General features: G+C 66.0%; 37 protein-coding genes. 33 read left to right on the top strand and 4 right to left on the bottom strand.

The window, feature by feature from the left end; all coding sequences use genetic code 11:
• Position 1: 1 nt before the first annotated feature.
• On the bottom strand, positions 2 to 979 hold the full coding sequence (locus tag ACFSJG_RS21475) for an ATP-binding cassette domain-containing protein (RefSeq protein WP_378487268.1): 978 nt from the start codon (positions 977 to 979) through the stop codon (positions 2 to 4).
• Positions 980 to 1248: 269 nt separating this feature from the next.
• Here ACFSJG_RS21475 and ACFSJG_RS21470 point away from each other — a divergent pair, with 269 nt between their 5' ends.
• Complete coding sequence (locus tag ACFSJG_RS21470; RefSeq protein ID WP_378487267.1) at positions 1249 to 2142, top strand: glycosyltransferase family 2 protein; 894 nt, start codon at positions 1249 to 1251, stop codon at positions 2140 to 2142.
• Positions 2143 to 2290: 148 nt separating this feature from the next.
• Here the strand turns inward: ACFSJG_RS21470 and ACFSJG_RS21465 are convergent, their stop codons facing one another.
• Positions 2291 to 3187, bottom strand: a complete 897-nt coding sequence (locus ACFSJG_RS21465; protein ID WP_378487266.1) for a glycosyltransferase family 2 protein — start codon at positions 3185 to 3187, stop codon at positions 2291 to 2293.
• 329 nt (positions 3188 to 3516) lie between these two features.
• Here ACFSJG_RS21465 and ACFSJG_RS21460 point away from each other — a divergent pair, with 329 nt between their 5' ends.
• Complete coding sequence (locus ACFSJG_RS21460) at positions 3517 to 4584, top strand: glycosyltransferase family 2 protein (protein WP_378487265.1); 1068 nt, start codon at positions 3517 to 3519, stop codon at positions 4582 to 4584.
• Between the two features lie 39 nt (positions 4585 to 4623).
• Positions 4624 to 6042, top strand: a complete 1419-nt coding sequence (locus tag ACFSJG_RS21455) for a wax ester/triacylglycerol synthase domain-containing protein (protein WP_378487264.1) — start codon at positions 4624 to 4626, stop codon at positions 6040 to 6042.
• Between the two features lie 31 nt (positions 6043 to 6073).
• Here ACFSJG_RS21455 and ACFSJG_RS21450 read toward each other — a convergent pair whose 3' ends face one another.
• Positions 6074 to 6547 carry a hotdog fold domain-containing protein gene (locus tag ACFSJG_RS21450; protein ID WP_378487263.1) on the bottom strand — a complete coding sequence of 158 codons (474 nt, stop codon included), beginning with the start codon at positions 6545 to 6547 and terminating at the stop codon, positions 6074 to 6076.
• Between the two features lie 512 nt (positions 6548 to 7059).
• On the opposite strand from ACFSJG_RS21450, the gene rpsJ reads away from it, so the two are divergent.
• The 24 genes from rpsJ (at position 7060) to map (ending at position 19877) form a co-directional block, all read left to right on the top strand.
• Entirely contained in the window at positions 7060 to 7365 is a 306-nt protein-coding gene (rpsJ, locus tag ACFSJG_RS21445; RefSeq protein ID WP_003938093.1) for a 30S ribosomal protein S10, read from the top strand.
• A 20-nt stretch (positions 7366 to 7385) separates the two neighbouring features.
• Positions 7386 to 8042, top strand: a complete 657-nt coding sequence (rplC, locus tag ACFSJG_RS21440; RefSeq protein ID WP_007531903.1) for a 50S ribosomal protein L3 — start codon at positions 7386 to 7388, stop codon at positions 8040 to 8042.
• Positions 8039 to 8710: a 50S ribosomal protein L4 gene (gene rplD / locus ACFSJG_RS21435; RefSeq protein ID WP_378487262.1), complete on the top strand. Its 672-nt coding sequence runs from the start codon at positions 8039 to 8041 to the stop codon at positions 8708 to 8710. Before rplC ends, rplD begins: the two co-directional genes overlap by 4 nt.
• Positions 8707 to 9012, top strand: coding sequence for a 50S ribosomal protein L23 (rplW, locus tag ACFSJG_RS21430; protein ID WP_007531907.1), 306 nt, complete (start codon positions 8707 to 8709; stop codon positions 9010 to 9012). The genes rplD and rplW overlap by 4 nt, the downstream gene beginning before the upstream one ends.
• Positions 9013 to 9052: 40 nt before the next feature.
• On the top strand, positions 9053 to 9889 hold the full coding sequence (gene rplB / locus ACFSJG_RS21425; RefSeq protein WP_378487261.1) for a 50S ribosomal protein L2: 837 nt from the start codon (positions 9053 to 9055) through the stop codon (positions 9887 to 9889).
• Between the two features lie 13 nt (positions 9890 to 9902).
• The gene (rpsS, locus tag ACFSJG_RS21420; protein WP_005518370.1) at positions 9903 to 10184 is read left to right on the top strand and encodes a 30S ribosomal protein S19; all 282 of its coding nucleotides are present in this window, start codon (positions 9903 to 9905) and stop codon (positions 10182 to 10184) included.
• A complete protein-coding gene (gene rplV, locus ACFSJG_RS21415) occupies positions 10181 to 10582 on the top strand; it encodes a 50S ribosomal protein L22 (RefSeq protein ID WP_007531916.1) in 402 nt (133 codons plus the stop codon). Before rpsS ends, rplV begins: the two co-directional genes overlap by 4 nt.
• Entirely contained in the window at positions 10582 to 11376 is a 795-nt protein-coding gene (gene rpsC / locus ACFSJG_RS21410) for a 30S ribosomal protein S3 (protein ID WP_007531919.1), read from the top strand. The genes rplV and rpsC overlap by 1 nt, the downstream gene beginning before the upstream one ends.
• 3 nt (positions 11377 to 11379) lie before the next feature.
• Positions 11380 to 11796 (top strand): 50S ribosomal protein L16, encoded by a 417-nt coding sequence (rplP, locus tag ACFSJG_RS21405; RefSeq protein WP_006947154.1) that lies wholly within the window; start codon positions 11380 to 11382, stop codon positions 11794 to 11796.
• Complete coding sequence (gene rpmC, locus ACFSJG_RS21400; RefSeq protein ID WP_378487260.1) at positions 11796 to 12032, top strand: 50S ribosomal protein L29; 237 nt, start codon at positions 11796 to 11798, stop codon at positions 12030 to 12032. The genes rplP and rpmC overlap by 1 nt, the downstream gene beginning before the upstream one ends.
• A complete protein-coding gene (gene rpsQ / locus ACFSJG_RS21395; RefSeq protein WP_007531924.1) occupies positions 12029 to 12310 on the top strand; it encodes a 30S ribosomal protein S17 in 282 nt (93 codons plus the stop codon). Before rpmC ends, rpsQ begins: the two co-directional genes overlap by 4 nt.
• A 231-nt stretch (positions 12311 to 12541) precedes the next feature.
• Entirely contained in the window at positions 12542 to 12910 is a 369-nt protein-coding gene (gene rplN, locus ACFSJG_RS21390; protein ID WP_007531925.1) for a 50S ribosomal protein L14, read from the top strand.
• Positions 12910 to 13224 carry a 50S ribosomal protein L24 gene (gene rplX / locus ACFSJG_RS21385; protein WP_378487259.1) on the top strand — a complete coding sequence of 105 codons (315 nt, stop codon included), beginning with the start codon at positions 12910 to 12912 and terminating at the stop codon, positions 13222 to 13224. Before rplN ends, rplX begins: the two co-directional genes overlap by 1 nt.
• A 1-nt stretch (position 13225) precedes the next feature.
• Positions 13226 to 13792, top strand: a complete 567-nt coding sequence (gene rplE / locus ACFSJG_RS21380) for a 50S ribosomal protein L5 (RefSeq protein ID WP_007531927.1) — start codon at positions 13226 to 13228, stop codon at positions 13790 to 13792.
• A gap of 2 nt (positions 13793 to 13794) precedes the next feature.
• Positions 13795 to 13980 (top strand): type Z 30S ribosomal protein S14, encoded by a 186-nt coding sequence (locus ACFSJG_RS21375; RefSeq protein ID WP_050063877.1) that lies wholly within the window; start codon positions 13795 to 13797, stop codon positions 13978 to 13980.
• 332 nt (positions 13981 to 14312) lie between these two features.
• Complete coding sequence (gene rpsH, locus ACFSJG_RS21370) at positions 14313 to 14711, top strand: 30S ribosomal protein S8 (RefSeq protein ID WP_050063876.1); 399 nt, start codon at positions 14313 to 14315, stop codon at positions 14709 to 14711.
• Positions 14712 to 14723: 12 nt separating this feature from the next.
• On the top strand, positions 14724 to 15263 hold the full coding sequence (gene rplF, locus ACFSJG_RS21365; protein ID WP_007531933.1) for a 50S ribosomal protein L6: 540 nt from the start codon (positions 14724 to 14726) through the stop codon (positions 15261 to 15263).
• 1 nt (position 15264) lies between these two features.
• Positions 15265 to 15672, top strand: coding sequence for a 50S ribosomal protein L18 (gene rplR / locus ACFSJG_RS21360; protein WP_378487258.1), 408 nt, complete (start codon positions 15265 to 15267; stop codon positions 15670 to 15672).
• A 31-nt stretch (positions 15673 to 15703) separates the two neighbouring features.
• On the top strand, positions 15704 to 16342 hold the full coding sequence (gene rpsE, locus ACFSJG_RS21355) for a 30S ribosomal protein S5 (RefSeq protein ID WP_007531936.1): 639 nt from the start codon (positions 15704 to 15706) through the stop codon (positions 16340 to 16342).
• On the top strand, positions 16342 to 16521 hold the full coding sequence (gene rpmD, locus ACFSJG_RS21350) for a 50S ribosomal protein L30 (RefSeq protein ID WP_378487257.1): 180 nt from the start codon (positions 16342 to 16344) through the stop codon (positions 16519 to 16521). The genes rpsE and rpmD overlap by 1 nt, the downstream gene beginning before the upstream one ends.
• Before the next feature lie 2 nt (positions 16522 to 16523).
• Complete coding sequence (gene rplO, locus ACFSJG_RS21345) at positions 16524 to 16964, top strand: 50S ribosomal protein L15 (protein ID WP_378487256.1); 441 nt, start codon at positions 16524 to 16526, stop codon at positions 16962 to 16964.
• Positions 16965 to 17214: 250 nt separating this feature from the next.
• Positions 17215 to 18528, top strand: a complete 1314-nt coding sequence (secY, locus tag ACFSJG_RS21340; protein WP_378487255.1) for a preprotein translocase subunit SecY — start codon at positions 17215 to 17217, stop codon at positions 18526 to 18528.
• Positions 18525 to 19070, top strand: a complete 546-nt coding sequence (locus ACFSJG_RS21335; protein ID WP_378487254.1) for an adenylate kinase — start codon at positions 18525 to 18527, stop codon at positions 19068 to 19070. The genes secY and ACFSJG_RS21335 overlap by 4 nt, the downstream gene beginning before the upstream one ends.
• Before the next feature lie 12 nt (positions 19071 to 19082).
• Complete coding sequence (gene map / locus ACFSJG_RS21330; RefSeq protein WP_378487253.1) at positions 19083 to 19877, top strand: type I methionyl aminopeptidase; 795 nt, start codon at positions 19083 to 19085, stop codon at positions 19875 to 19877.
• A gap of 75 nt (positions 19878 to 19952) precedes the next feature.
• On the opposite strand, the gene dtd is transcribed toward map, so the two are convergent.
• A complete protein-coding gene (dtd, locus tag ACFSJG_RS21325) occupies positions 19953 to 20384 on the bottom strand; it encodes a D-aminoacyl-tRNA deacylase (protein ID WP_378487252.1) in 432 nt (143 codons plus the stop codon).
• A 226-nt stretch (positions 20385 to 20610) separates the two neighbouring features.
• On the opposite strand from dtd, the gene infA reads away from it, so the two are divergent.
• The 6 genes from infA to ACFSJG_RS21295 all read left to right on the top strand — a co-directional run bounded on the left by infA (position 20611) and on the right by ACFSJG_RS21295 (position 23858).
• Positions 20611 to 20832, top strand: coding sequence for a translation initiation factor IF-1 (gene infA, locus ACFSJG_RS21320; RefSeq protein WP_003418601.1), 222 nt, complete (start codon positions 20611 to 20613; stop codon positions 20830 to 20832).
• Positions 20833 to 20910: 78 nt separating this feature from the next.
• Positions 20911 to 21024, top strand: coding sequence for a 50S ribosomal protein L36 (gene rpmJ / locus ACFSJG_RS21315; RefSeq protein WP_003938068.1), 114 nt, complete (start codon positions 20911 to 20913; stop codon positions 21022 to 21024).
• 234 nt (positions 21025 to 21258) lie between these two features.
• Complete coding sequence (gene rpsM, locus ACFSJG_RS21310) at positions 21259 to 21630, top strand: 30S ribosomal protein S13 (RefSeq protein WP_378487251.1); 372 nt, start codon at positions 21259 to 21261, stop codon at positions 21628 to 21630.
• The gene (rpsK, locus tag ACFSJG_RS21305; protein WP_005239680.1) at positions 21630 to 22043 is read left to right on the top strand and encodes a 30S ribosomal protein S11; all 414 of its coding nucleotides are present in this window, start codon (positions 21630 to 21632) and stop codon (positions 22041 to 22043) included. The genes rpsM and rpsK overlap by 1 nt, the downstream gene beginning before the upstream one ends.
• 26 nt (positions 22044 to 22069) lie before the next feature.
• Positions 22070 to 22675 (top strand): 30S ribosomal protein S4, encoded by a 606-nt coding sequence (gene rpsD, locus ACFSJG_RS21300; RefSeq protein WP_007531951.1) that lies wholly within the window; start codon positions 22070 to 22072, stop codon positions 22673 to 22675.
• Between the two features lie 118 nt (positions 22676 to 22793).
• On the top strand, positions 22794 to 23858 hold the full coding sequence (locus ACFSJG_RS21295) for a DNA-directed RNA polymerase subunit alpha (protein WP_050063864.1): 1065 nt from the start codon (positions 22794 to 22796) through the stop codon (positions 23856 to 23858).
• The last annotated feature ends 12 nt before the right edge of the window (positions 23859 to 23870 follow it).

Below are 23870 nucleotides of genomic sequence, written 5' to 3'. Positions count from 1 at the left end.
GTCACGAGGCTTCGCTCTCTTCGATGCTCTCCTCGGCGGGCTGGCCGGTCAGAGCGAGGAACACGTCGTCGAGGGACGGACGCCGCAGCGCGATGTCCGCCAACGGCACCCGCGAGATGTCGAGCCGACGCAGGACCTCGGCGAGCGTCTGCGCGCCGTACTGGGCCGGGATCGAGAGCCGGTCGTGGCCGGTGGCCGTGACGTACTCCGGCGGCACCAGGCTGGTCAGCACCGCATGAACGCGCGGAAGATCGGCGATGCTGAGCGGGACCACCTCGCAGTAGCTGCCGCCGGTCCGCTCCTTGAGTTCGTCGGCGGTGCCCTCGGCGATGACGGTGCCCTTGTCGATCACCACGATGTTGTCACTGAGCACGTCCGCCTCTTCGAGGTACTGCGTGGTCAGCAGGATCGTGATGCCCTGCTCCTTGAGCGTGGAGACGAGCGACCACACGCTCTGACGGCTGCGCGGGTCGAGTCCGGTGGTCGGCTCGTCGAGGAAGACGACCTCCGGCCGGGTGACGAGCCCACACGCGATGTCGACGCGGCGGCGCATGCCACCGGAGTATCCGGCGACCTTCCGCTCGGCGGCGTACTCGAGGTCGAACTGGCGCAGCAGTTCCTCGGCGCGGGCCTTCGCGGACTGGCGGTTGAGACCCATCAGTCGTCCGAACAGGACGAGGTTCTCGCGTGCCGTCAACTGCTCGTCGAGCGCCGCGTACTGGCCGGTCATCATGATGGACCGCCGTACCGCGGGCGCCTGTGTCACTACGTCGTGGCCGGCGACGACCGCGCGTCCCGAGTCCGGGCGCAGCAGGGTGGACAGCACGTTGACCGTCGTCGTCTTACCTGCGCCGTTGGGGCCGAGAACGCCGAGAACAGTGCCGCGAGGCACCTCGAAGCTGACCCCCCTGAGCGCCTGCACTTCCCCGAAGGACTTGCGGATGCCCTCGACCAGGACGGCAGAGTGGGGTGTGGACATGCCAGCGAGTATGTCACGCGTCGGATGCGCTGGAGGCTGTCTGGGTGAAGTACATCCGAACCTCGGATGACCGGTGAACTGGCCGGTAACATACCCGACCCGGTGCGCGATACGCAGCGCCGACCCCGGAACGAGTGCCGATCCGGTGCCCGGTTCTCGATGCGTGCCAGGGGCTGCGCGCGGTTGCTCCGCGGACCGGTGTCGGACGAACGACCGACATCGTGCTCATCCGGACCGCGAGGCACCGGTGGTGTCCCTAGTCTGTCGCGGTGACTCCTCCCACCCTGGCTGTTGTCATTCCCACATTCAACGAGTCGCGCATCATCGCCGCGGCCATCGAGCGGCTGCTGCGGCAGATCGACAGAATCGACGAGATCATCGTTGTCGAGAACAACTCGACAGACGGAACTGCGGACGTGGTGACCGCGTTGCTCGGCCGATCTCCGAAACTGAAGATGATCGTCGAACGGAGGCCGGGGTTGATCGCGGCGCGCAACGCCGGCGTCGACGCGGCGAAGTCGGAGATCGTTGCGCGAATCGACGCCGACACCCTGGTGCACGACGGATGGGCTGCAGCGATCACGGACTTCTTCGAGAATGCCCCGGCCGATGTCGGAGCGGTGACCGGTCCGCTGGTCCCGCATGACAGTCCGCCGAGTTTCCGGACCATGTTCGTCGCAGGGCAGGACGCGAAGATCAACCGGGCACTCGCCGAGTCGGACGACCCGCGCGCAGTTCACGGCATCGAGGCGGTCCGCGGTCCGAACATGGCGTTTCGGCGGTCGGTGTGGCGCGAAGTGCGTGGCGCGCTCACCACCCGTACCGATGTCTACGAGGATCTCGACTTCGCGCTGTGCGTGCAGAAGGCGGGATACCGCCTCGCGTGCGTCGTGGGCATGCGGGCCGACGTGTCGGGTCGCAGATTCCTCACCGGTCGCAGGTCCTACTGGCAGTACACTGCTCAACTCCCTCGGACCTGGGAGGTGCACGGCAACGACGAGCGTGCGCGCGACAGTCGGAAGGAAATGTGGTCGAACAGACTCATGTACTGCATCTACTGGATTCCGAACCGGGCCTACGATCCCGTGACCCAGAAGTACTCCGCGAGGCGGGTCCTCGCCAAGCGTGACGAGTTGGTCATTCCGACTGCCACCGACAGGTAGCTCGTGCAGTTGGTGTCGGTGGTCGTGCCGCTGCCGGGCGGGCGCCCGCGACGCACCGACGAGAACTGCCTCGAACCCTCGACGGTGACAGGTTCCGGGTATGGATATGGCTGGGAAACGAGTCGAGGAACGTTCGGACCGGAGCAGTTCAGTTCGACGACCCGGATTCTGGGCGTCCGGTGATCCGGTCCTGTTCGGGGGTGAACATCCGGGTGAACGAGAACCGTCGTGACTGCGGGTCGTATGCACGGGTCGGCAGCCAGGTGACCAGGTGAACTGCGCGGTTGTTCCAGACCTCCACCCGGGTTGCGCGGGCCTCGGGCGTCATTCCGTGCGTCTTGTACGTTCTGGTCAACAGGTTCGTGTAGCGCCAGTACGCCACCGGGTTCGTACGGAAACGACGGGCTGACGTCTCGGCCTCCATACCGAGGATGAACGCGATGGAGAAGTCGCACCTTCGGGCACACAGGGAGAGGTCGAGGTCGTCGTGGATGTCCGTGCGATCCGAGACGGCCGCCCTCACGGTGGACCACGCGGACCTGCGAATCACCATGTTTCCGCCCGGCGCCATCCGGAGTCCGACGACGGAGCGGCCGTCACTCGACGCGGCGCGTGCCCTCGCGATCATCCTGTCGTTCGATTTGGTGAACGCGTTTCGGAACGGTGAGTCGAACGGCAGCAACGGGCCTGTCGCGATGCCGACCGTGCCGGGTGCCGAGGCGAAGTAGTTTCGGATCGCTCGCGCCCACCCTGGTTGCGCGAGGGTGTCGGCATCGAGACGTGCGATGACGTCGGAGGTGGCGGCATTCAGGCCGGTGTTGCGGGCGAAGCTCACACCGCGTCGCGGCTCGTTCACAACCTTGAGTTTCGGATGACGCACTTGGAATTCCCGAAGGACGTCCTCGGTGCGGTCGGTCGAGTTGTTGTTGACGACCACGATTTCGTCGATTTCGTCGATCTGGGCGAACAGGTGGTCCAGCGTCGCCGTGATCGTGTCTTCCTCGTTGAAGGCGGGAACGACCACAGAGAGCGAAGGAAGAGCCATGGGCACACAGATTAGATGTGGCGGGCCCGTTCGACGAAGACGAAACGCCTATAGTGTGTCGACTTGTTCGACCATTCCGGAGGGGTCGAACAACCCGATACTGCCGTTCGTAGCGGGTGTTCCGTGCGGTTGACGACGCGGATGTGCCGGCGACCGACCGCGGAGGCGGTGCGTGTCGACAGGGCATCGGAGCGAGATCGTCGCTGTCGAGAGGCACCTGACTTCCAGCGGCCACCGAAACTGTTGAAGGGGAAGGTCTCAGTGGCGGAGTGCCGTACAGGACCCGCCGTTGACTCGGGGCGGCCCGGTCCGGCAGACAGAAGTGTGACGTGAGTGTGCCGTGGCGCACGACCACACGTCCTGCCCTGAATGTGGGCCGTGCAACGCCGGAATCGGTACCGGCGTCGAGCCTGCGCCGCCGCGACGAGTCCTCGTTTCGGCCGACCGGTGACTCTCCGCCGACAGCACGGGGCCGGGACGAGCCTGCCGACTCGCCGGGACGCCGACCGCAGCAGCTGCCACGTCTGGTGTCGGTGATCATTCCGGTGCGGAACGGACTCCCACACATCGACGAGCAGCTACGTGCGCTCGCCGATCAGGACTACGCCGGTGACTGGGAGGTGATCGTCAGCGACAACGGCTCGACGGACGGCACGCGCGAACACCTGGAGTCGCACGCGGTGACATCCACCCTCGACCTGACCCTCGTCGACAGTTCAGCACGAACGGGAGTCTCCCATGCGCGCAACGTGGGGGCGTGCGCAGCCAGAGGCGATCTGTTCGTGTTCTTCGATGCCGACGATCGCGTTCGGCCGGATTGCCTGACCAACCTCGTCGACGCTGCACAGGGTTTCGACGCGGTCTCCGGCGCGTTGGTGACCACCGAGATCAACAGCGTTGCCGTCGCGAAGAGTCGGCGCATCTTCCCACCGGACAAGCCGTGGGAGATGGCGGCGGGGATTCCCACGCTGCCTGGCGCGAATCACGCGGTGTGGCGCCATGCCCACAATGGGACGGGTGGTTGGGACGAGAGCCTCACGGCCTCCGAGGACAACGATTTCGCGTGGCGGCTGCAGCGCTCCGGCTACACCATCGGGCACAGTGCCGACGCGATTGTCGATTACCGCTTACGGAGTCCCTGTCGACAAGTGTGGAACCAAGGGATGGCGTACGGGGAAGGTGAGGTCGACATTCGGGTGAAACACGTCGGCGACGAGTTGTTTCCGGCTTTTCCGAATCCTCTCCGGTTCCCGCTCACCCTGGTCGGGTTCATTGCGAAGAATCCGCTGTTGCCGATGCTCGTCACCAGAACTCCACGGCGGTACTGGCTCTTCTCGCTCGGCTACGAGGTCGGGAGAATCCGCGGCAGCATTCGGCACCGAGTGCTCTGTATCTGACAGCGCGCACATCGCGACCGGCCACGTATGTTCGAAGGCATGGGGGAATACGTCGGTCGTTGCGGACCACAGTCGTCACAGATCGCTCCACGCGACGCGGCCAACATCTACGGGGAGACGGATCGCAGCCCGGCAACGATCGTCGACGCGTACGTGTTCGACGGCGGCGGCCGGCGACTGACCGACGGCCAGGTGCTGGAGTGGATGGCTGAGCGGACCCACGCGTCGCCGGTGCTCACGTCGACACTCCACCGGGTATGGGCTGACCTCGAGTACCCGAGTTGGGTTCAGGACCCGGCGTTCGACCTACGGAACCACGTCACCGTCGTCGCGGGCGACACGGACTGGGAGAGTGCACGCTGGATCCTGTCGGGTCTGGTGCACGCCCGCATGGACCTGACGATGCCGCCGTGGGGAATGACGGTCGTGCAAGGGGTGTCCGGGATGGGAGAGGGGATCCCGGACGACGCAACCCTCGTCGTCTTCCGCTTCCATCATTCGATCGGTGACGGGGTCGCGACGGCGTCGCTGGCCCGGCAACTCTTCGACATCCGGCCACCGGTACCGGCGGATCCGCCCGCCCGAAACCGGAGTCGATGGCGTCCGCCGCCGGTGGTCGCTCTGCCTCGCAACCTGGTGCGGTACGGATCCGCCTTGGTCGCGGGGATCCTCACCGCGCAACTGGAGGACCGTGCGGTGCGACGAGGTGAAATCCCGGCGGAGGGACCGAGTCCACGCACCCGGTTCGACCGGAAGCTCGCAGGCGTGCCTCGGATTGCCGTCCTCTACTTCGATCTCGCCGAACTCCGGGCCGTCCGCGCATCCGTCGAAGGAGCGACGATCAACGACGTCGTCCTCACCGTGGTGGGTGGTGCGATGGCCGCCTATCTCACCGAGACCGGTGAACGGCCGGCGGGCTCGCTGAGCACGAAGATGCCGATAGCCCTCGCGGACGACACAGGATCAGAGAACAGGTTCGCGCTGGCACTGGTCGACCTTCACACCGATGCGACATCGTCGCGCGAGAGGTTACGCCTGGTGAGCGGATCGACCCGGGCCGCGAAGGACCGGCAGAAGCACCCCGTGGTGGCGGCCCGCCGCAGCAATGTCCGCCGTATTCCGGCAATAGCGACGCGCTTCGCCGGTTTCCGGACGTCGCGCCCCGAGCCGGAGGACGCGACCACCCGGACGGGCAACACCCTGATCTCGAACGTCCCGACCGACCGCACCGGTGCGACGTTCTGTGGTGCGCCGATCGTCGCCACCTTCGGCGCACTCACACTCTCCGACGGTGACGGTCTCGCGCACTTCGTGTCGTCCGTCGGCGACCGGTTGTCTCTGACGGTGACCGCGGACAGCGCCACAATGCCCGATCTCGACCACTACGAACGCTTGCTGCGCAGCGAATTCGAACGACTGCTGGCCGAGGGACTCGACGAGGTGCCGTCCGCACCCTGACGTCGGCGTCACGATCACAGCGCCGCCGCCGTCAGGTCGGCGTGACCCAGACGGTGATGTCCGCGTGCACGACCAGGACGCCCGCCCGGTCGAGGATCGAGACCGGAACGACGAGGTCGAACCCCTCGTCCTCGCCGAACTCCGGCAACGCCGGGAGCTCGGCGACCGCGCGCAGCCCGGTCGAGGCCTTGGCGAGGTACTGCGTGTGCATGGCCTTCGGGATCCAGCGATGCGTGGGCGGGACGGTCGCCTCGGCGAGCATCCCCATGGCGACCTCGGCGAGATTGCAGGCCGCGATGGCGTGGAAGGTACCGATGTGGTTGCGCACCCCCCACCACTTGGGTGCGCGTACCTCGCAACGGCCGGGTTCGAGCGCGGTCACCCGCGGGAGCACGGAGGTGAAGTAGGGAACCCGCACGCACATGCCCAGGGAGAAGAGCGCGGAGCCCAGGGTGTTGCGGGGGAGCCGCTGCCACGCGCGGTAGGTCGGTGTCACCGTTGTCATGACCAAACCTTACTCGTAAGTAAGATTGCCCACGAGATGTGACCCGATCGGATTTGAAGTCCTGGGCGAACTCCGGCATACTGGTCGGGTTGCCTGGACCGGGGACGTGCACGAGTGCGGCCTACGTCCGGCGTTAAGGGTCGACGAGCATCACCTGTCGACAAGGTGGCAAGCAGTTACCAACCGTGCTCCATCCGGAGTGCGACCCGGTTTCACATTCTGCTGGTCGATTCGTGTGCGAACACGAATCGGAGAATGAGCGGGAGGGCGACACGCCCGACCGCGTGGACCGGGGACAGTTCCATGACAGATGAACAGCGGCAGCGGATCGGACATCCCGATCGGCATCGGACCAGGGCCAAGCGCCTCGGACCCCGATCGCCAACGTTCTTCTTCGCCCGGTAGTGGGTGGAACTGTGCAGACAGTGACCCCACGCGGGGTCACAGCAGACGAGCGCTCCCCTCGGGGAGTGCAAGGCCTAATCACATCGGGCAAGGAAGAGGACACAAGCGTGGCGGGACAGAAGATCCGCATCAGGCTCAAGGCCTACGACCATGAGGCGATCGACGCATCTGCGCGCAAGATCGTCGAGACGGTGACCCGTACCGGGGCCCGCGTGGTCGGACCGGTGCCGTTGCCGACCGAAAAGAACGTGTACTGCGTCATCCGCTCGCCGCACAAGTACAAGGACTCGCGCGAGCACTTCGAGATGCGTACCCACAAGCGGCTCATTGACATCCTCGACCCGACGCCGAAGACGGTCGACGCGCTCATGCGCATCGACCTCCCGGCGAGCGTCGATGTCAACATCCAGTGAGCGCGGCGGAGACAACAACAATGACTGAGAACAAGATCACGGGAATCCTGGGCACCAAGCTCGGCATGACCCAGGTCTTCGACGAGAACAACCGGGTCGTTCCGGTCACCGTCGTCAAGGCCGGACCGAACGTCGTCACCCAGATCCGCACCGAGGAGCGCGACGGATACAGCGCCGTTCAGCTCGCGTACGGCGCGATCGATCCCCGCAAGGTGAACAAGCCGACCTCCGGCCAGTTCGCCAAGGCGGGCGTGACCCCCCGTCGCCACATCGTCGAGCTGCGCGTCGCCGACGCCGGCGAGTACGAGGTCGGCCAGGAGCTCACTGCCGCTGTGTTCGAGGACGGCGCCTACGTCGACGTCACCGGCACCTCCAAGGGCAAGGGCTTCGCCGGCACCATGAAGCGCCACGGCTTCGCCGGCCAGGGTGCTTCGCACGGTGCGCAGGCGGTTCACCGCCGTCCCGGCTCCATCGGTGGCTGCGCCACCCCCGGCCGCGTGTTCAAGGGCATGCGCATGTCGGGCCGCATGGGTAACGACCGCGTGACCACGCAGAACCTCACCGTCCACAAGGTGGACGCCGAGGCCGGCCTGCTTCTGATCAAGGGTGCGATCCCCGGCCGCAAGGGCGGCCTCGTGATCGTCAAGACCGCAGTGAAGGGTGGTGCGTCCGCATGACCGAGACCGCAACCAAGCTCACCCTCGACGTGCGCAACGCCGACGGCGGCACCAACGGCACCGTCGACCTGCCCGCCGAGATCTTCGACGCCCAGGCCAACATCGCGCTGATGCACCAGGTCGTCGTCGCTCAGCTGGCCGCGGCACGTCAGGGCACGCACTCCACCAAGACCCGCGGCGAGGTCCGCGGCGGTGGCAAGAAGCCGTACCGCCAGAAGGGCACCGGCCGCGCACGTCAGGGCTCGACCCGCGCGCCGCAGTTCGCCGGTGGTGGCACCGTCCACGGACCGAAGCCGCGTGACTACTCGCAGCGCACCCCCAAGAAGATGAAGGCCGCCGCTCTCCGCGGTGCCCTCTCCGACCGGGCACGCAACGAGCGCATCCACGTGATCACCGAGCTGGTCGCGGGTCAGACCCCGTCGACCAAGTCCGCCCTCAAGTTCCTGGGCGAGATCTCGGATCGCAAGAAGTTCCTGCTCGTCGTCGGCCGCGAGGACGTCGCAGCCTGGAAGAGCGTGCAGAACCTCGAGGGTGTGCACCCCATCGCCCCCGATCAGCTGAACACCTACGACGTGCTCAACAGCGACGACGTCGTCTTCAGCGTCGAGGCGCTCAACGCGTTCATCCACGGCCCGGCCGAGGCGGCGCAGAAGGAGGAGAGCAAGTGAGCACCATCGCAGATCCCCGCGACATCCTGCTCGCCCCGGTCATCTCCGAGAAGTCCTACGGACTGATCGAGGAAGGCACCTACACCTTCCTGGTGCACCCGGACTCGAACAAGACGCAGATCAAGATTGCCGTCGAGAAGGTCTTCGGCGTCACTGTGACCAGCGTCAACACCGCCAACCGTCAGGGCAAGCGCAAGCGGACCCGGTTCGGCTACGGCAAGCGCAAGGACACCAAGCGCGCGCTCGTGACCATCTCGGCCGACAGCAAGCCCATCGAGATCTTCGGAGGCCCGGTCGCGTAAGCGAGCGGGACTTGACGAGACAAAGAGGACGAGAAGACTCATGGCAATCCGTAAGTACAAGCCGACTACCCCGGGCCGTCGCGGCTCGAGCGTCTCGGACTTCGCCGAGATCACTCGGTCGACGCCCGAGAAGTCGCTCATCCGCCCGCTGCACGGGCGTGGCGGTCGTAACGCACACGGTCGCATCACCACCCGTCACAAGGGTGGCGGACACAAGCGCGCCTACCGGCTGATCGATTTCCGTCGCAACGACAAGGACGGCGTGCCGGCCAAGGTCGCGCACATCGAGTACGACCCCAACCGCACCGCGAACATCGCGCTGCTGCACTACGCCGACGGCGAGAAGCGCTACATCATCGCGCCGAAGGACCTCAAGCAGGGTGCACGGGTCGAGTCCGGCGTCGGCGCCGACATCAAGCCCGGCAACAACCTGCCGCTGCGCAACATCCCGACCGGTACCACCATCCATGCGGTGGAACTGCGTCCGGGCGGCGGCGCCAAGATGGCCCGCTCCGCAGGCGCCAGCATCCAGCTCCTCGGCAAGGAGGGTCCGTACGCGACCCTGCGTATGCCGTCGGGCGAGATCCGCCGCGTCGACGTGCGCTGCCGCGCCAGCATCGGCGAGGTCGGCAACGCCGAGCAGTCGAACATCAACTGGGGCAAGGCCGGCCGTATGCGCTGGAAGGGCAAGCGCCCGACCGTCCGTGGTGTCGTCATGAACCCGGTCGACCACCCGCACGGTGGTGGTGAGGGTAAGACCTCCGGTGGTCGCCACCCGGTCAGCCCGTGGGGCAAGCCGGAAGGCCGTACCCGCAAGCCCAACAAGCCGAGCGACAAGCTCATCGTCCGCCGCCGTCGTACCGGCAAGAAGCGCTAGGAGGGAGTGAAGAATGCCCCGCAGTCTTAAGAAGGGTCCGTTCGTCGACGACCACCTCCTCGCGAAGGTGGACGTGCAGAACGAAAAGGGCACCAAGCAGGTCATCAAGACCTGGTCCCGTCGTTCGACCATCATCCCGGACTTCATTGGTCACACGTTCGCCGTCCACGACGGTCGCAAGCACGTGCCGGTGTTCGTGTCCGACTCGATGGTTGGTCACAAGCTCGGCGAGTTCGCACCGACCCGCACGTTCAAGGGTCACATCAAGGACGACCGGAAGAGCAAGCGTCGATGAGCACTGAAACTCAGAACCCCACCGCCAAGGCGGTCGCGCGCCACGTGCGTGTGACGCCGATGAAGGCGCGTCGTGTCGTGGACCTGGTTCGTGGACGTTCCGTCGAGGACGCCCTGAACATCCTGAAGTTCGCGCCGCAGGCCGCCAGCGAGCCGGTTGCGAAGGTCGTTGCCAGCGCAGCGGCCAACGCCGAGAACAACCTCGGCCTCGACCCCAGCACGCTGGTCGTCGCCACCGCGTACGTGGACGAGGGTGCCACCCTCAAGCGTTTCCAGCCGCGTGCCCAGGGCCGTGCGTTCCGCATCCGCAAGCGCACCAGCCACATCACGGTCATCGTGGAGAGCCTGCCCAAGGCCGGCGCCTCGAACCGCAATCGCCGGAAGGGAAGTGCTCAGTAGTGGGCCAGAAGATCAACCCGCACGGCTTCCGCCTGGGTATCACCACCGACTGGAAGTCCCGCTGGTACGCAGACAAGCAGTACGCGGAGTACGTCAAGGAAGACGTCGCGATCCGTAAGCTCCTCGCCACCGGCATGGAGCGCGCGGGCATCGCGAAGGTCGAGATCGAGCGCACCCGTGACCGGGTCCGCGTCGACATCCACACCGCGCGTCCGGGCATCGTCATCGGCCGCCGCGGCGCCGAGGCCGACCGCATCCGCGCCGAGCTCGAGAAGCTGACCGGCAAGCAGGTCCAGCTGAACATCCTCGAGGTCAAGAACGCGGAGGCCGAGGCCCAGCTCGTCGCGCAGGGTGTCGCCGAGCAGCTCAGCAACCGTGTCGCGTTCCGTCGCGCCATGCGCAAGGCCATCCAGTCGGCCATGCGTCAGCCGAACGTGAAGGGCATCCGGGTGCAGTGCTCCGGTCGTCTCGGCGGTGCCGAGATGTCCCGCTCGGAGTTCTACCGCGAGGGTCGCGTCCCGCTGCACACGCTGCGCGCGGACATCGACTACGGCCTGTACGAGGCGAAGACCACCTTCGGTCGTATCGGCGTCAAGGTCTGGATCTACAAGGGCGACATCGTCGGCGGCAAGCGTGAGCTGACCGCTGCGGCTCCGGCCGAGCGCCCGCGTCGTGAGCGTCCGAGCCGTCCGCGTCGTTCCGGTGCCTCGGGCACCACCGCGACCAGCACCGAGGCCGGTCGCGCCGCCACCGCCGAGGCTCCGGCCTCGACCGAATCGAATCAGGAGGGCTGACGCATGTTGATCCCACGTCGGGTCAAGCACCGCAAGCAGCACCACCCGAGCCGTTCGGGTGCGGCCAAGGGCGGCACCCAGGTCACCTTCGGTGACTACGGCATCCAGGCTCTCGAGCCGGCCTACATCACCAACCGTCAGATCGAGTCCGCTCGTATCGCCATGACGCGCCACATCAAGCGTGGCGGCAAGATCTGGATCAACATCTTCCCGGATCGCCCGCTCACCAAGAAGCCCGCCGAGACCCGCATGGGTTCCGGTAAGGGTTCGCCGGAGTGGTGGGTCGCGAACGTCAAGCCCGGTCGGGTCATGTTCGAGATGAGCTACCCCAACGAGGAGATCGCCCGCGAGGCCCTGCGCCGCGCGATGCACAAGCTCCCGTGCAAGTGCCGGATCGTCACCAGGGAGGAGCAGTTCTGATGGCTACTGGAACCCCCGCCGCAGAGCTCCGCGAGCTCACCGAGGAAGAGCTGGTCACCAAGCTCCGTGAGTCGAAGGAAGAGCTGTTCAACCTTCGCTTCCAGATGGCGACCGGTCAGCTGGACAACAACCGTCGGCTGCGCACCGTCCGTCACGAGATCGCGCGCGTCTACACCGTTATGCGCGAGCGTGAGCTCGGCCTCGCCACCGGCCCGAACGCGGGTGACGTGGCATGAGTGAGAAGGACACCGCAGTGACCGAAGAGCGTGGGACCCGCAAGGTCCGCATCGGCTACGTCGTCTCCGACAAGATGGAGAAGACGATCGTCGTCGAGCTCGAGGACCGTGTGAAGCACCCCCTGTACGGCAAGATCATCCGCCGTACCACCAAGGTGAAGGCACACGACGAGAACGGCGTCGCCGGCATCGGCGACCGCGTCCAGCTGATGGAGACCCGACCGCTGTCGGCGACCAAGCGCTGGCGTCTGGTCGAGGTGCTCGAGAAGGCCAAGTAAGCCCTCTCGACCCGAGTACGTCATGACGAACGGCCCGTCCCGAGCACGTGGGGGCGGGCCGTTCGCCGTTCGTGGGGTGTCACCTGGGACGATTTGGTTTCCCGGGGTGGATTCCCTACACTAGAGCGGTTGCCTGTGCCTCTGCGCGTCCGCGTGCGGCAGGCAGGCGGCAGACCGCGCGTATCGGGTCGGTATCCGCTACGTACGAAAATCCAGGTCTAGGAGACATCAGTGATTCAGCAGGAGTCGCGACTGCGTGTCGCCGACAACACGGGTGCCAAGGAGATTCTCTGCATCCGCGTTCTCGGTGGTTCGTCTCGTCGCTACGCCGGGATCGGTGACATCATCGTCGCCACCGTCAAGGACGCCATCCCGGGTGGAAACATCAAGAAGGGCGAGGTCGTCAAGGCCGTCGTCGTGCGCACCACCAAGGAGCGCCGCCGCCCGGACGGCTCGTACATCAAGTTCGACGAGAACGCCGCCGTCCTCATCAAGCCCGACCACGATCCCCGTGGCACCCGCATCTTCGGACCCGTCGGTCGCGAGCTGCGCGACAAGAAGTTCATGAAGATCGTCTCGCTCGCCCCGGAGGTGCTGTGATGAAGGTGCACAAGGGTGACACCGTTCTGGTCATCGCCGGCAAGGACAAGGGCGCCAAGGGCAAGGTCATCCAGGCCTACCCGGCGACCGACAAGGTCCTCGTCGAGGGTGTGAACCGGATCAAGAAGCACACCGCGGTTTCCGCGAACCAGCGTGGCGCCTCCTCCGGCGGCATCGTGACGCAGGAAGCCCCGATCCACGTGTCGAACGTCGCGGTCATCGACTCGGACGGCAACCCCACCCGCGTGGGCTACCGCACCGACGAGAACGGCAAGCGCGTTCGGATCTCCCGTAAGAACGGGAAGGACCTCTGAGATGACGAGCACTGAGAACAAGATCCAGCCGCGCCTGAAGCTGCGCTACCGCGCCGAGATCAAGGACGCGCTGAACGCAGAGTTCAAGTACGACAACGTCATGCAGATCCCCGGCGTGGTCAAGGTCGTCGTCAACATGGGTGTCGGCGACGCCGCCCGTGACGCGAAGCTGATCAACGGTGCGGTCGCGGACCTCGAGCTGATCACCGGCCAGAAGCCGGAGATCCGCAAGGCCCGCAAGTCGATCGCGCAGTTCAAGCTGCGTGAGGGCATGCCCATCGGCGCGCGCGTCACCCTCCGTGGCGACCGCATGTGGGAGTTCCTCGACCGTCTCGTGTCGATCGCCCTTCCGCGAATCAGGGACTTCCGCGGCCTGTCCGGCAAGCAGTTCGACGGCAACGGCAACTACACCTTCGGTCTCAACGAGCAGTCGATGTTCCACGAGATCGACGTCGACAAGATCGATCGCCCGCGCGGTATGGACATCACCGTCGTGACGACCGCCACCAACAACGAAGAAGGCCGTGCCCTGCTCAAGCACCTCGGCTTCCCGTTCAAGGAGAACTGAGCATGGCGAAGAAGGCACTGGTCAACAAGGCCAACAAGAAGCCCAAGTTCGCGGTTCGCGCGTACACCCGCTGCCAGAAGTGCGGCCGGCCGCACGCGGTCTACCGCAAGTTCGGTCTGTGCCGCGTCTGCCTGCGCGAGATGGCGCATGCCGGCGAGCTGCCGGGTGTTCACAAGAGCTCCTGGTGATCCATCGCACTTCGCGGTGACAACCAGAGGCTCTCGGTGACTCACCGAAGCTGACGCGACAGGGCGCGCACTCCATCGGAGTGCGCGCCCTGTCGCATTCACCCGCCTCGTGCGGGGTGGCGAAACCGGACGATTTGTCCTGTGCTGCGGTTTTCCCTACACTAGTGGGGTTGCCCGTGCAACGTCGGTGCTCTGCGGCCTGTCGTTGCCGAGTGGCACGAATTCACTCCGGTCGGCCACTGTCGCCCGGACCAGCCGAATTGTTGTAGGCCCACGACCGGTTCGCCGGTGCTGAATGGGAACCGCAGCGAGAAAGGTGTCGAGGTCTAACCATGACCATGACCGATCCCATCGCAGACTTCTTGACGCGTCTGCGCAACGCCAACTCGGCGTACCACGACGAGGTGAAGCTGCCGCACTCGAAGATCAAGGCGAACATCGCCGAGATCCTCAAGCGCGAGGGCTACATCTCCGATTTCCGCACCGAGGACGCCGAGGTGGGCAAGACCCTCATCGTCGACCTCAAGTACGGCCCCAGCCGTGAGCGCAGCCTCGCCGGCGTCCGCCGTGTCTCCAAGCCCGGTCTCCGGGTGTACGCGAAGTCCACCAACCTGCCCAAGGTTCTCGGCGGCCTCGGCGTGGCCATCATCTCCACGTCCTCCGGCCTGCTCACGGATCGTCAGGCGGCCAAGCAGGGCGTGGGCGGCGAAGTCCTCGCCTACGTCTGGTAAGGGAGGACCACCATGTCGCGTATTGGAAAGATTCCGGTCACCATCCCCTCGGGTGTCGAGGTGACCATCGACGGCCAGGACGTCGCAGTGAAGGGTCCCAAGGGCCAGCTGTCGCTGACGATCGCCGAGCCGATCGCCGTTGCCAAGGGTGAGGACGGTGCCCTGCTGGTCACCCGTCCGAACGACGAGCGCAGCAGCCGCGCGCTGCACGGCCTCTCGCGCACCCTCGTCGCGAACCTCATCACCGGTGTGACCCAGGGTTACACCACCAAGATGGAGATCCACGGCGTCGGCTACCGCGTTGCGCTCAAGGGTCAGGACCTCGAGTTCTCGCTCGGTTACAGCCACCCGGTTCCGATCGAGGCGCCCGAGGGCATCTCGTTCGCAGTCGAGTCGCCGACCAAGTTCTCGATCTCTGGCATCGACAAGCAGAAGGTTGGCCAGATCGCGGCCAACATCCGCCGCCTGCGCAAGTCCGACCCGTACAAGGGCAAGGGCATTCGCTACGAAGGCGAGCAGGTCCGCCGCAAGGTCGGAAAGACGGGTAAGTGATATGAGCCAGACTGCAAACCAGAAGGCCAAGCGGATCCCGCTCGGCAAGGACGCGTCGACCACGCGTCGTCTCTCGAAGACGCGTCGTCACTTCCGTCTGCGCAAGAAGATCTCCGGCACCCCCGAGCGTCCGCGTCTCGTGGTGAACCGCTCCTCGCGCCACATCCACGTCCAGCTCGTGGACGACCTCGCCGGCCACACCCTGGCCGCGGCGTCGACCACCGAGGCGGACCTGCGTGCTGCCGAGGGCGACAAGAAGACGCTCAGCGCGAAGGTCGGTCAGCTGATCGCCGAGCGCGCCAAGGCAGCCGGTGTGGAGGCCGTGGTGTTCGACCACGGTGGCCACGGCTACCACGGCCGCATCGCCGCTCTGGCCGATGCCGCTCGCGAAAGCGGGTTGAAGTTCTGATGTCGAAGATCTCTAACGGAAGGACAGTCTGATGCCGGGACGTCAGCGTCGTGACGGCGGCAACGGACCCGCCGGACAGAATGGACCTGCGAACGAGGGTCGGGGCGGTCGCGACCGTCGCGACAACCGTCGGGACAACGCAGCGGAGAAGTCGAACCACATCGAGCGTGTGGTCGCGATCAACCGCGTGTCCAAGGTCGTGAAGGGTGGTCGTCGCTTCAGCTTCACCGCCCTCGTGATCGTGGGCGACGGCAACGGGCTCGTTGGCGTCGGCTACGGCAAGGCCAAGGAAGTTCCTGCGGCCATCCAGAAGGGTGTCGAGGAGGCTCGCAAGGGCTTCTTCCGCGTGCCGCTCATCGGTAGCACCATCACCCACCCTGTTCAGGGTGAGGCTGCTGCCGGCGTCGTCATGCTCCGCCCGGCCAGCCCGGGTACCGGTGTCATCGCCGGTGGCGCGGTGCGTGCCGTGCTCGAGTGCGCCGGTGTTCACGACATCCTTGCCAAGTCGCTCGGTAGCGACAACGCCATCAACGTCGTGCACGCGACCGTTGCCGCCCTCAAGGGCCTCCAGCGTCCCGAGGAGGTGGCCGCTCGTCGCGGTCTGCCGCTCGAGGACGTCGCCCCGGCCGGCATGCTCCGTGCACGCGCACAGGCTGGGAGCGTGAAGTAATGGCCGAACTCAAGGTCACCCAGGTCAAGAGCATCATCGGGACCAAGCAGAACCAGAAGGACTCGCTGCGCACGCTGGGTCTCAAGGGCATCCGTCAGACCGTTGTCCGTGAGGACAACGCGCAGAACCGCGGTCTGATCAACGTGGTGCGCCACCTCGTCACAGTTGAGGAGGTCTAACCATGACCATCAAGCTGCACCACCTCCGGCCTGCGCCGGGCGCCAAGACCGACAAGACCCGCGTCGGCCGTGGTGAGGGTTCGAAGGGTAAGACCGCTGGTCGCGGTACCAAGGGCACCAAGGCACGCAAGAACGTGCCGGTGGCCTTCGAGGGCGGGCAGATGCCGTTGCACATGCGGCTGCCCAAGCTCAAGGGCTTCACCAACCCGAACCGCGTCGAGTACCAGGTCGTCAACGTCGCTGATCTCGCTCGGGTGTTCCCCGAGGGCGGTCAGATCGGTGTCGAGGACCTCGTCGCCAAGGGCCTGGTTCGCAAGAACCAGCTCGTGAAGATCCTCGGTGACGGCGAGCTCACGGTTGCCGTCCAGGTGACCGCGAACAAGTTCACCGGCTCCGCCAAGGAGAAGATCGCCGCTGCGGGTGGGACCACCACCGAGCTGTGATTGCTCCGTAGCTGCACCGGACCGGCCGCAGCACCGTCCCGAAAGGGGCAGTGCTGCGGCCGTTTCCGTCGGTTCCTCCTGCCGGTGACGGCAATTGGGGGAATGCCGGGCAGTCGCACGAGCCGCCACTGATAGAGTTTCAGAGTTCGGCGTGACCGTCGGGCTCGCCGCCGGGACCCCGGTGCGGCCCCGCACGCGGTTCCACTGTCCCAGCCCACCCCTCATCTCATCGTCGTGCCCAGGAGGATTCTTGCTTTCCGCCTTCGTCTCGGCCTTCAGGACTCCCGACCTGAGGCGGAAGATCCTCATCGCACTCGGATTGATCGCGCTGTACCGGTTCGGTGCGACGCTGCCGTCTCCGGGTGTCGACTACGGCAACGTCAAGGCCTGTATCGACCAGATCTCGGGCAGTGACCAGGCGGGCATCTACTCGCTGATCAACCTGTTCTCGGGCGGGGCGCTGCTGCAGCTGTCGGTGTTCGCGATCGGCATCATGCCGTACATCACGGCGAGCATCATCGTGCAGCTGCTGACGGTCGTCATCCCGCGCTTCGAGGAGCTCCGCAAGGAGGGCCAGGCCGGCCAGGCGAAGATGACGCAGTACACGCGCTACCTGTCGATCGCGCTCGCGGTCCTCCAGTCGACCGGCATCGTCGCCCTCGCGGCACGCGGGCAGCTGCTCCAGGGCTGTTCCGAGCCGATCCTGGCCGACGACTCCGTCTTCTCGATGGTCACCATCGTCCTGGTGATGACCGCAGGCGCCGCCCTCGTGATGTGGATGGGCGAGCTGATCACCGAGCGCGGTGTCGGTAACGGCATGTCGCTGCTGATCTTCTCGGGTATCGCGTCCCGCCTGCCGTCCGAGGGCAAGGCCATCCTCGACTCCCGCGGCGGCCTCATCTTCGCAGCGGTCTGTGTGGCGGCACTGGTGCTGATCGCCGGCGTCGTGTTCGTCGAGCAGGGCCAGCGCCGTATCCCCGTCCAGTACGCGAAGCGGATGGTCGGCCGGAAGATGTACGGCGGCTCGTCGACGTACCTGCCGCTGAAGGTCAACCAGGCCGGTGTCATCCCGGTCATCTTCGCGTCGTCGCTGCTCTACCTGCCGAACCTCATCGCCCAGTTGTCGGGTGCATCGTCGGCCACGGATCCCAGTTGGTGGCAGCGGTTCATCAACGAGTACCTGGTGAACCCGTCCAATCCGATCTACATCCTCATCTACTTCCTGCTCATCGTCTTCTTCACCTACTTCTACGTCGCGATCACCTTCAACCCGGAGGAGCGCGCCGACGAGATGAAGAAGTTCGGTGGCTTCATCCCGGGCATCCGCCCCGGTCGTCCCACCGCGGACTACCTCCAGTACGTGCTCAGCCGCATCACGCTGCCGGGCGCCATCTATCTCGGTTTGATCGCCGTGCTGCCCAACTTCTTCCTGGCGCAGGGCAGCGCAGGCAGCAGCATCTTCGGTGGTGCCGCCGTCCTGATTCTGGTCAGCGTCGGTCTCGACACCGTCAAGCAGATCGAGAGCCAACTCATGCAGCGCAACTACGAAGGGTTCCTCAAGTGAGACTTGTCCTCCTTGGTCCTCCCGGTGCCGGAAAGGGCACCCAGGCCGCGATTCTGTCCGAGAAGCTCGGCGTTCCGCACATCTCGACGGGCGACCTGTTCCGTGCGAACATCGGGCAGCAGACGGCGCTCGGACTCGAGGCGAAGAAGTACCTCGACGCCGGCAACCTCGTGCCCAGCGAGATCACGAACAACATGGTGAAGGCACGGGTCGCGGAGCCGGACGCCGCGAACGGCTTCCTGCTCGACGGTTTCCCCCGCACGGTCGACCAGGCCGAGGCGCTCGAGGGCATCCTGTCCGAGCTCGGCGCGAAGCTCGACGGCGTCCTCGCCTTCGACGTCGACGACGAGGTCGTGGTCGAGCGCATGCTCGCCCGTGGGCGTGCCGACGACACCGAGGACGTCATCCGCAACCGGATGCGGGTCTACCGCGAGGAGACCGCACCGCTGCTCGATCACTACCAGGGCAGCATCGTCACCGTCGACGCGGTCGGCTCGGTCGACGAGGTCAACGCCCGCGCGCTCGCCGCGCTCGGCAAGTAGGAAAGTCGGACCATGGGGTTTCGTCGTAAGAAGGTCGTTCCGTTCCGCACCGCCGGTGAGCTCGACGCGATGGCAGCGGCTGGGGCGATCGTCGGCGCGACCCTGGTGGCAGTCCGCGCCGCGGCCAAGCCCGGCGTGAGCACGCTCGAGCTCGACCGCCTCGCCGAGCAGACGATCCGCGATGCGGGGGCCGTGCCGTCCTTTCTCGGCTATCACGGATTCACCGGATCGATCTGCTCGTCGGTGAACGATCGCGTCGTGCACGGGATCCCGTCCGCCGACGACGTCCTCGCCGAGGGCGATCTCGTCTCGATCGACTGCGGCGCCATCCTCGACGGCTGGCACGGGGACTCGGCGTGGACGTTCGGCGTCGGCGACCTCTCCGCCGCGGACCACGATCTCAGCGAGGCGACCCGGCTGTCGCTGGAGGCGGGGATCGCGGCGATGTTGCCGGGCAACCGGCTCACCGACGTCTCGTACGCGATCGAGCAGGGCACCCTCGCGGCGGAGCAGGCGCACGGACGCAGCTACGGCATCGTCGACGGCTACGGCGGTCACGGTATCGGCCGGGAGATGCACATGGATCCGTACCTCGCCAACGAGGGCAAGCCCGGCCGTGGGCCGGAGCTCGTCGTCGGGTCGTGCCTGGCGATCGAGCCGATGCTGACCCTCGGCACCACGGAGACGAAGATTCTCGCCGACGACTGGACGGTCGTGACCGTCGATGGTTCCCGGGCTGCGCACTGGGAGCACACCGTCGCGGTGACGGAGGACGGACCGAGGATTCTGACGCTTCGGCCCGAGTAGGCAGGCACGTCGACAACGAGTACGGCCCCCGCACACGCGGGGGCCGTACTCGTCTTCCGGGACGTATGAGTGACCTCACGTCTCCATCAGGATCGTGACCGGTCCGTCGTTGACCGACGACACTCGCATGTGGGCACCGAAGTGACCCGTCGCCACCTCGGCGCCGAGGTCGCGCAATGCCTCGGCGAAGGCGTCGACGAGGGGTTCTGCAACCGGACGCGGAGCCGCGGCGGACCACGACGGGCGCCGGCTCCTGCGGGCGTCCCCGAGCAGCGTGAACTGGCTGACCACCAGGACCGGAGCCCCGATGTCCGAGGCGGAACGCTCGCCGTCGAGGATGCGCATCCGCCAGATCCGGCCGGCCAGGGCCGCGGCGCCCGCGGCGTCGTCCTCGTGGCCGACGCCGAGCAGGACGAGCAGTCCCTGCGAGTCCGGAGTGATACGGGCCACGACCTCGCCGTCGACCTCGACTGCGGCCTGGGTCACTCGCTGCACGACCGCGCGCACGCTGGACGTCCCTTCGTTCGGTGGGGGAGACACGCCGCGTTTGGCCTGGGTGGCAAGCTCCGGTAGCATGGACCAATGGTGCGTCCTGCGTGCCGGTCGTGTGCTGTTTCGGTCCCGCTTCCCGCGTCGTTCTCGGGAGCAATTCGAAGCCAGTGAGCGGGCGGTTCTCGATCGCGTCCGCACCACCGTAACGGAGAACGATGCCCACCAACGGATCGCGGAGGATATGGCTAAGAAAGACGGGGCCATCGAGGTCGAGGGACGAGTTGTCGAGCCACTGCCCAATGCGATGTTCCGCATTGAGCTGGAGAACGGCCACAAGGTCCTCGCGCACATCAGCGGCAAGATGCGGCAGCACTACATCCGCATCCTGCCCGAGGACCGGGTCGTCGTAGAGCTTTCGCCCTACGACCTTTCGCGCGGTCGCATCGTCTACCGGTACAAGTAGAAACTTCCCGGGCCACGCCTGGTCTGGGGAAAGTATGTCCACCGACCGGTGGGCGACACATCAGGAGATTAGACAGACGTGAAGGTTCAGCCGAGCGTCAAGAAGATCTGCGAGAAGTGCAAGGTGATCCGCCGTAACGGGCGGGTCATGGTGATCTGCGAGAACCTGCGCCACAAGCAGCGTCAGGGCTGATCACTCCTCTCGAGGATCTGCTTGGCAACAAGCACAGATGACCTTCCAGCACCAGCCGGTGTCCACGGCCACCCGACCTCCGGGTCGAACGGCAGTCACCGGTGCACCCCCGGCACGGAGGCCGGGGCCCCACTGAGTTAGTTGAGAGACGTATCGCGGTCCGGTTCACCGGAACGGCGATGACACAGGGGACGGACTGGGAGCAGACCTCCGCACACCGAAAAGGAATGCCTCATGGCACGACTCATGGGTGTCGATCTTCCCCGCGAAAAGCGGATGGAGATCGCACTGACCTACATCTACGGCGTTGGCCGTACCCGCGCGAAGGAAATCCTCTCCGCAACCGGCGTCAGCCCGGACCTGCGCAGCAAGGACCTGAGCGACGACGACCTGACCACGCTTCGTGACTACATCGAGCGGTCGGAGCTCAAGGTCGAGGGCGACCTGCGCCGCGAGGTGCAGGCCGACATTCGGCGCAAGATCGAGATCGGCTGCTACCAGGGCCTGCGCCACCGTCGTGGTCTGCCCGTGCGTGGACAGCGCACCAAGACCAACGCGCGCACCCGCAAGGGCCCGAAGCGCACCGTCGCAGGGAAGAAGAAGTAATGCCTCCGAAGTCACGTAGCACCGGTCCGAAGAAGACCCAGAAGGCGCGTCGCAGGGACAAGAAGAACGTCCCGCACGGTGCCGCTCACATCAAGAGCACCTTCAACAACACGATCGTGTCCATCACGGACCCGGCCGGCAACGTCATCTCGTGGGCCTCGTCGGGCCACGTCGGGTTCAAGGGCTCGCGTAAGTCCACCCCGTTCGCCGCGCAGCTCGCTGCCGAGAACGCTGCCCGCAAGGCGCAGGAGCACGGCGTGAAGAAGGTCGACGTCTTCGTCAAGGGCCCCGGCTCGGGCCGCGAGACCGCGATCCGTTCGCTGCAGGCTGCCGGCCTCGAGGTCGGCACCATCTCCGATGTCACCCCCCAGCCGCACAACGGCTGCCGCCCGCCCAAGCGGCGTCGCGTCTAAGTAGCGGGAAGGATAGGTAAAAGAACATGGCACGTTATACCGGACCCATCACCCGCAAGTCGCGTCGTCTGCGCGTCGACCTCGTCGGAGGCGACCAGGCGTTCGAGCGTCGTCCTTACCCGCCGGGCCAGCACGGCCGTGCGCGGATCAAGGAGAGCGAGTACCTGCTCCAGCTGCAGGAGAAGCAGAAGGCCCGCTTCACCTACGGCGTCATGGAGAAGCAGTTCGTCCGCTACTACAAGGAAGCGGTGCGTCGCCCGGGCAAGACCGGCGAGAACCTGCTCCGCATCCTCGAGACCCGCCTCGACAACGTCGTGTACCGCGCCGGCCTGGCCCGTACCCGTCGTCAGGCTCGTCAGCTCGTGACTCACGGTCATCTTCTCGTGAACAACAAGAAGGTCGACATCCCGAGCTACCGCGTCTCGCAGTACGACATCATCGACGTCCGCGAGAAGTCGCTGAGCACGCTGCCGTTCCAGGTCGCGCGTGAGACGGTCGGCGAGCGCCCGGTTCCCGGGTGGCTGCAGGTCGTCCCCGGCCGCCTGCGCGTCCTGGTCCACCAGGAGCCCGAGCGCGCACAGATCGACGTCCCGCTGCAGGAGCAGCTGATCGTCGAGCTGTACTCGAAGTAAAGCCTTTTCGGCTCGTGCGCGGTTTGTGTGTCGTCAGACCCGCAAACCGCGCACGAGCGCCGGAGGCGCCATCCAACTGGGCGTCAAATAGCGGACGCCCGTACAGGAGGAAATCCACATGCTCATTTCGCAGCGACCCACACTGACCGAAGAGGTCATCGCTGACAACCGCTCGAAGTTCACCATCGAGCCCCTTGAGCCCGGCTTCGGGTACACCCTCGGCAACTCGCTTCGCCGCACCCTGCTGTCGTCGATCCCCGGCGCTGCTGTCACCAGCATCCGCATCGACGGCGTCCTCCACGAGTTCACCACCGTCCCGGGCGTGAAGGAAGATGTCACCGACATCATCCTGAACCTCAAGGGCCTGGTCGTGAGCTCCGAAGAGGACGAGCCGGTCACCATGTACGTCCGCAAGCAGGGCCCCGGTGCCGTGACTGCAGGCGACATCGTGCCTCCGGCCGGCGTCACGGTGAACAACCCGGATCTGCACATCGCCACCCTGAACGACAAGGGCAAGCTGGAGATCGAGCTCGTCGTCGAGCGCGGTCGCGGCTACGTTCCCGCCGTTCAGAACAAGGCGTCCGGAGCTGAGATCGGCCGTATTCCGGTCGACTCGATCTACTCGCCGGTCCTCAAGGTCACCTACAAGGTGGAGGCGACCCGTGTCGAGCAGCGCACCGACTTCGACAAGCTGATCCTCGACGTGGAGACCAAGAACTCCATCACCGCGCGGGACGCGCTCGCCTCGGCGGGCAAGACCCTGGTTGAGCTCTTCGGCCTGGCCCGTGAGCTGAACGTCGAAGCGGAAGGCATCGAGATCGGACCCTCGCCCGCCGAGGCCGATCACATCGCTTCCTTCGGTCTGCCGATCGAGGACCTGGACCTGACGGTTCGGTCCTACAACTGCCTCAAGCGCGAGGGTGTGCACACCGTCGGTGAGCTGGTCGGTCGCACCGAGTCCGATCTGCTCGACATCCGCAACTTCGGCCAGAAGTCCATCGACGAGGTCAAGGTCAAGCTGCACTCGCTCGGCCTGTCCCTCAAGGACAGCCCGGCCTCGTTCGATCCGTCCACGGTTGCCGGCTACGACGCCGCCACCGGGACCTGGAGCGACACCGACGCCGGTGCCTTCAACGAGGGCGATGGCAACGACCAGGACTACGCCGAGACCGAGCAGCTGTAACCAGCTCACTGG

Origin of the sequence: Rhodococcus gannanensis (assembly GCF_042681175.1) — a bacterium.
Lineage (GTDB): Bacteria > Actinomycetota > Actinomycetes > Mycobacteriales > Mycobacteriaceae > Rhodococcus_G > Rhodococcus_G gannanensis.
This window is presented reverse-complemented; position numbering and strand designations above follow the sequence as displayed.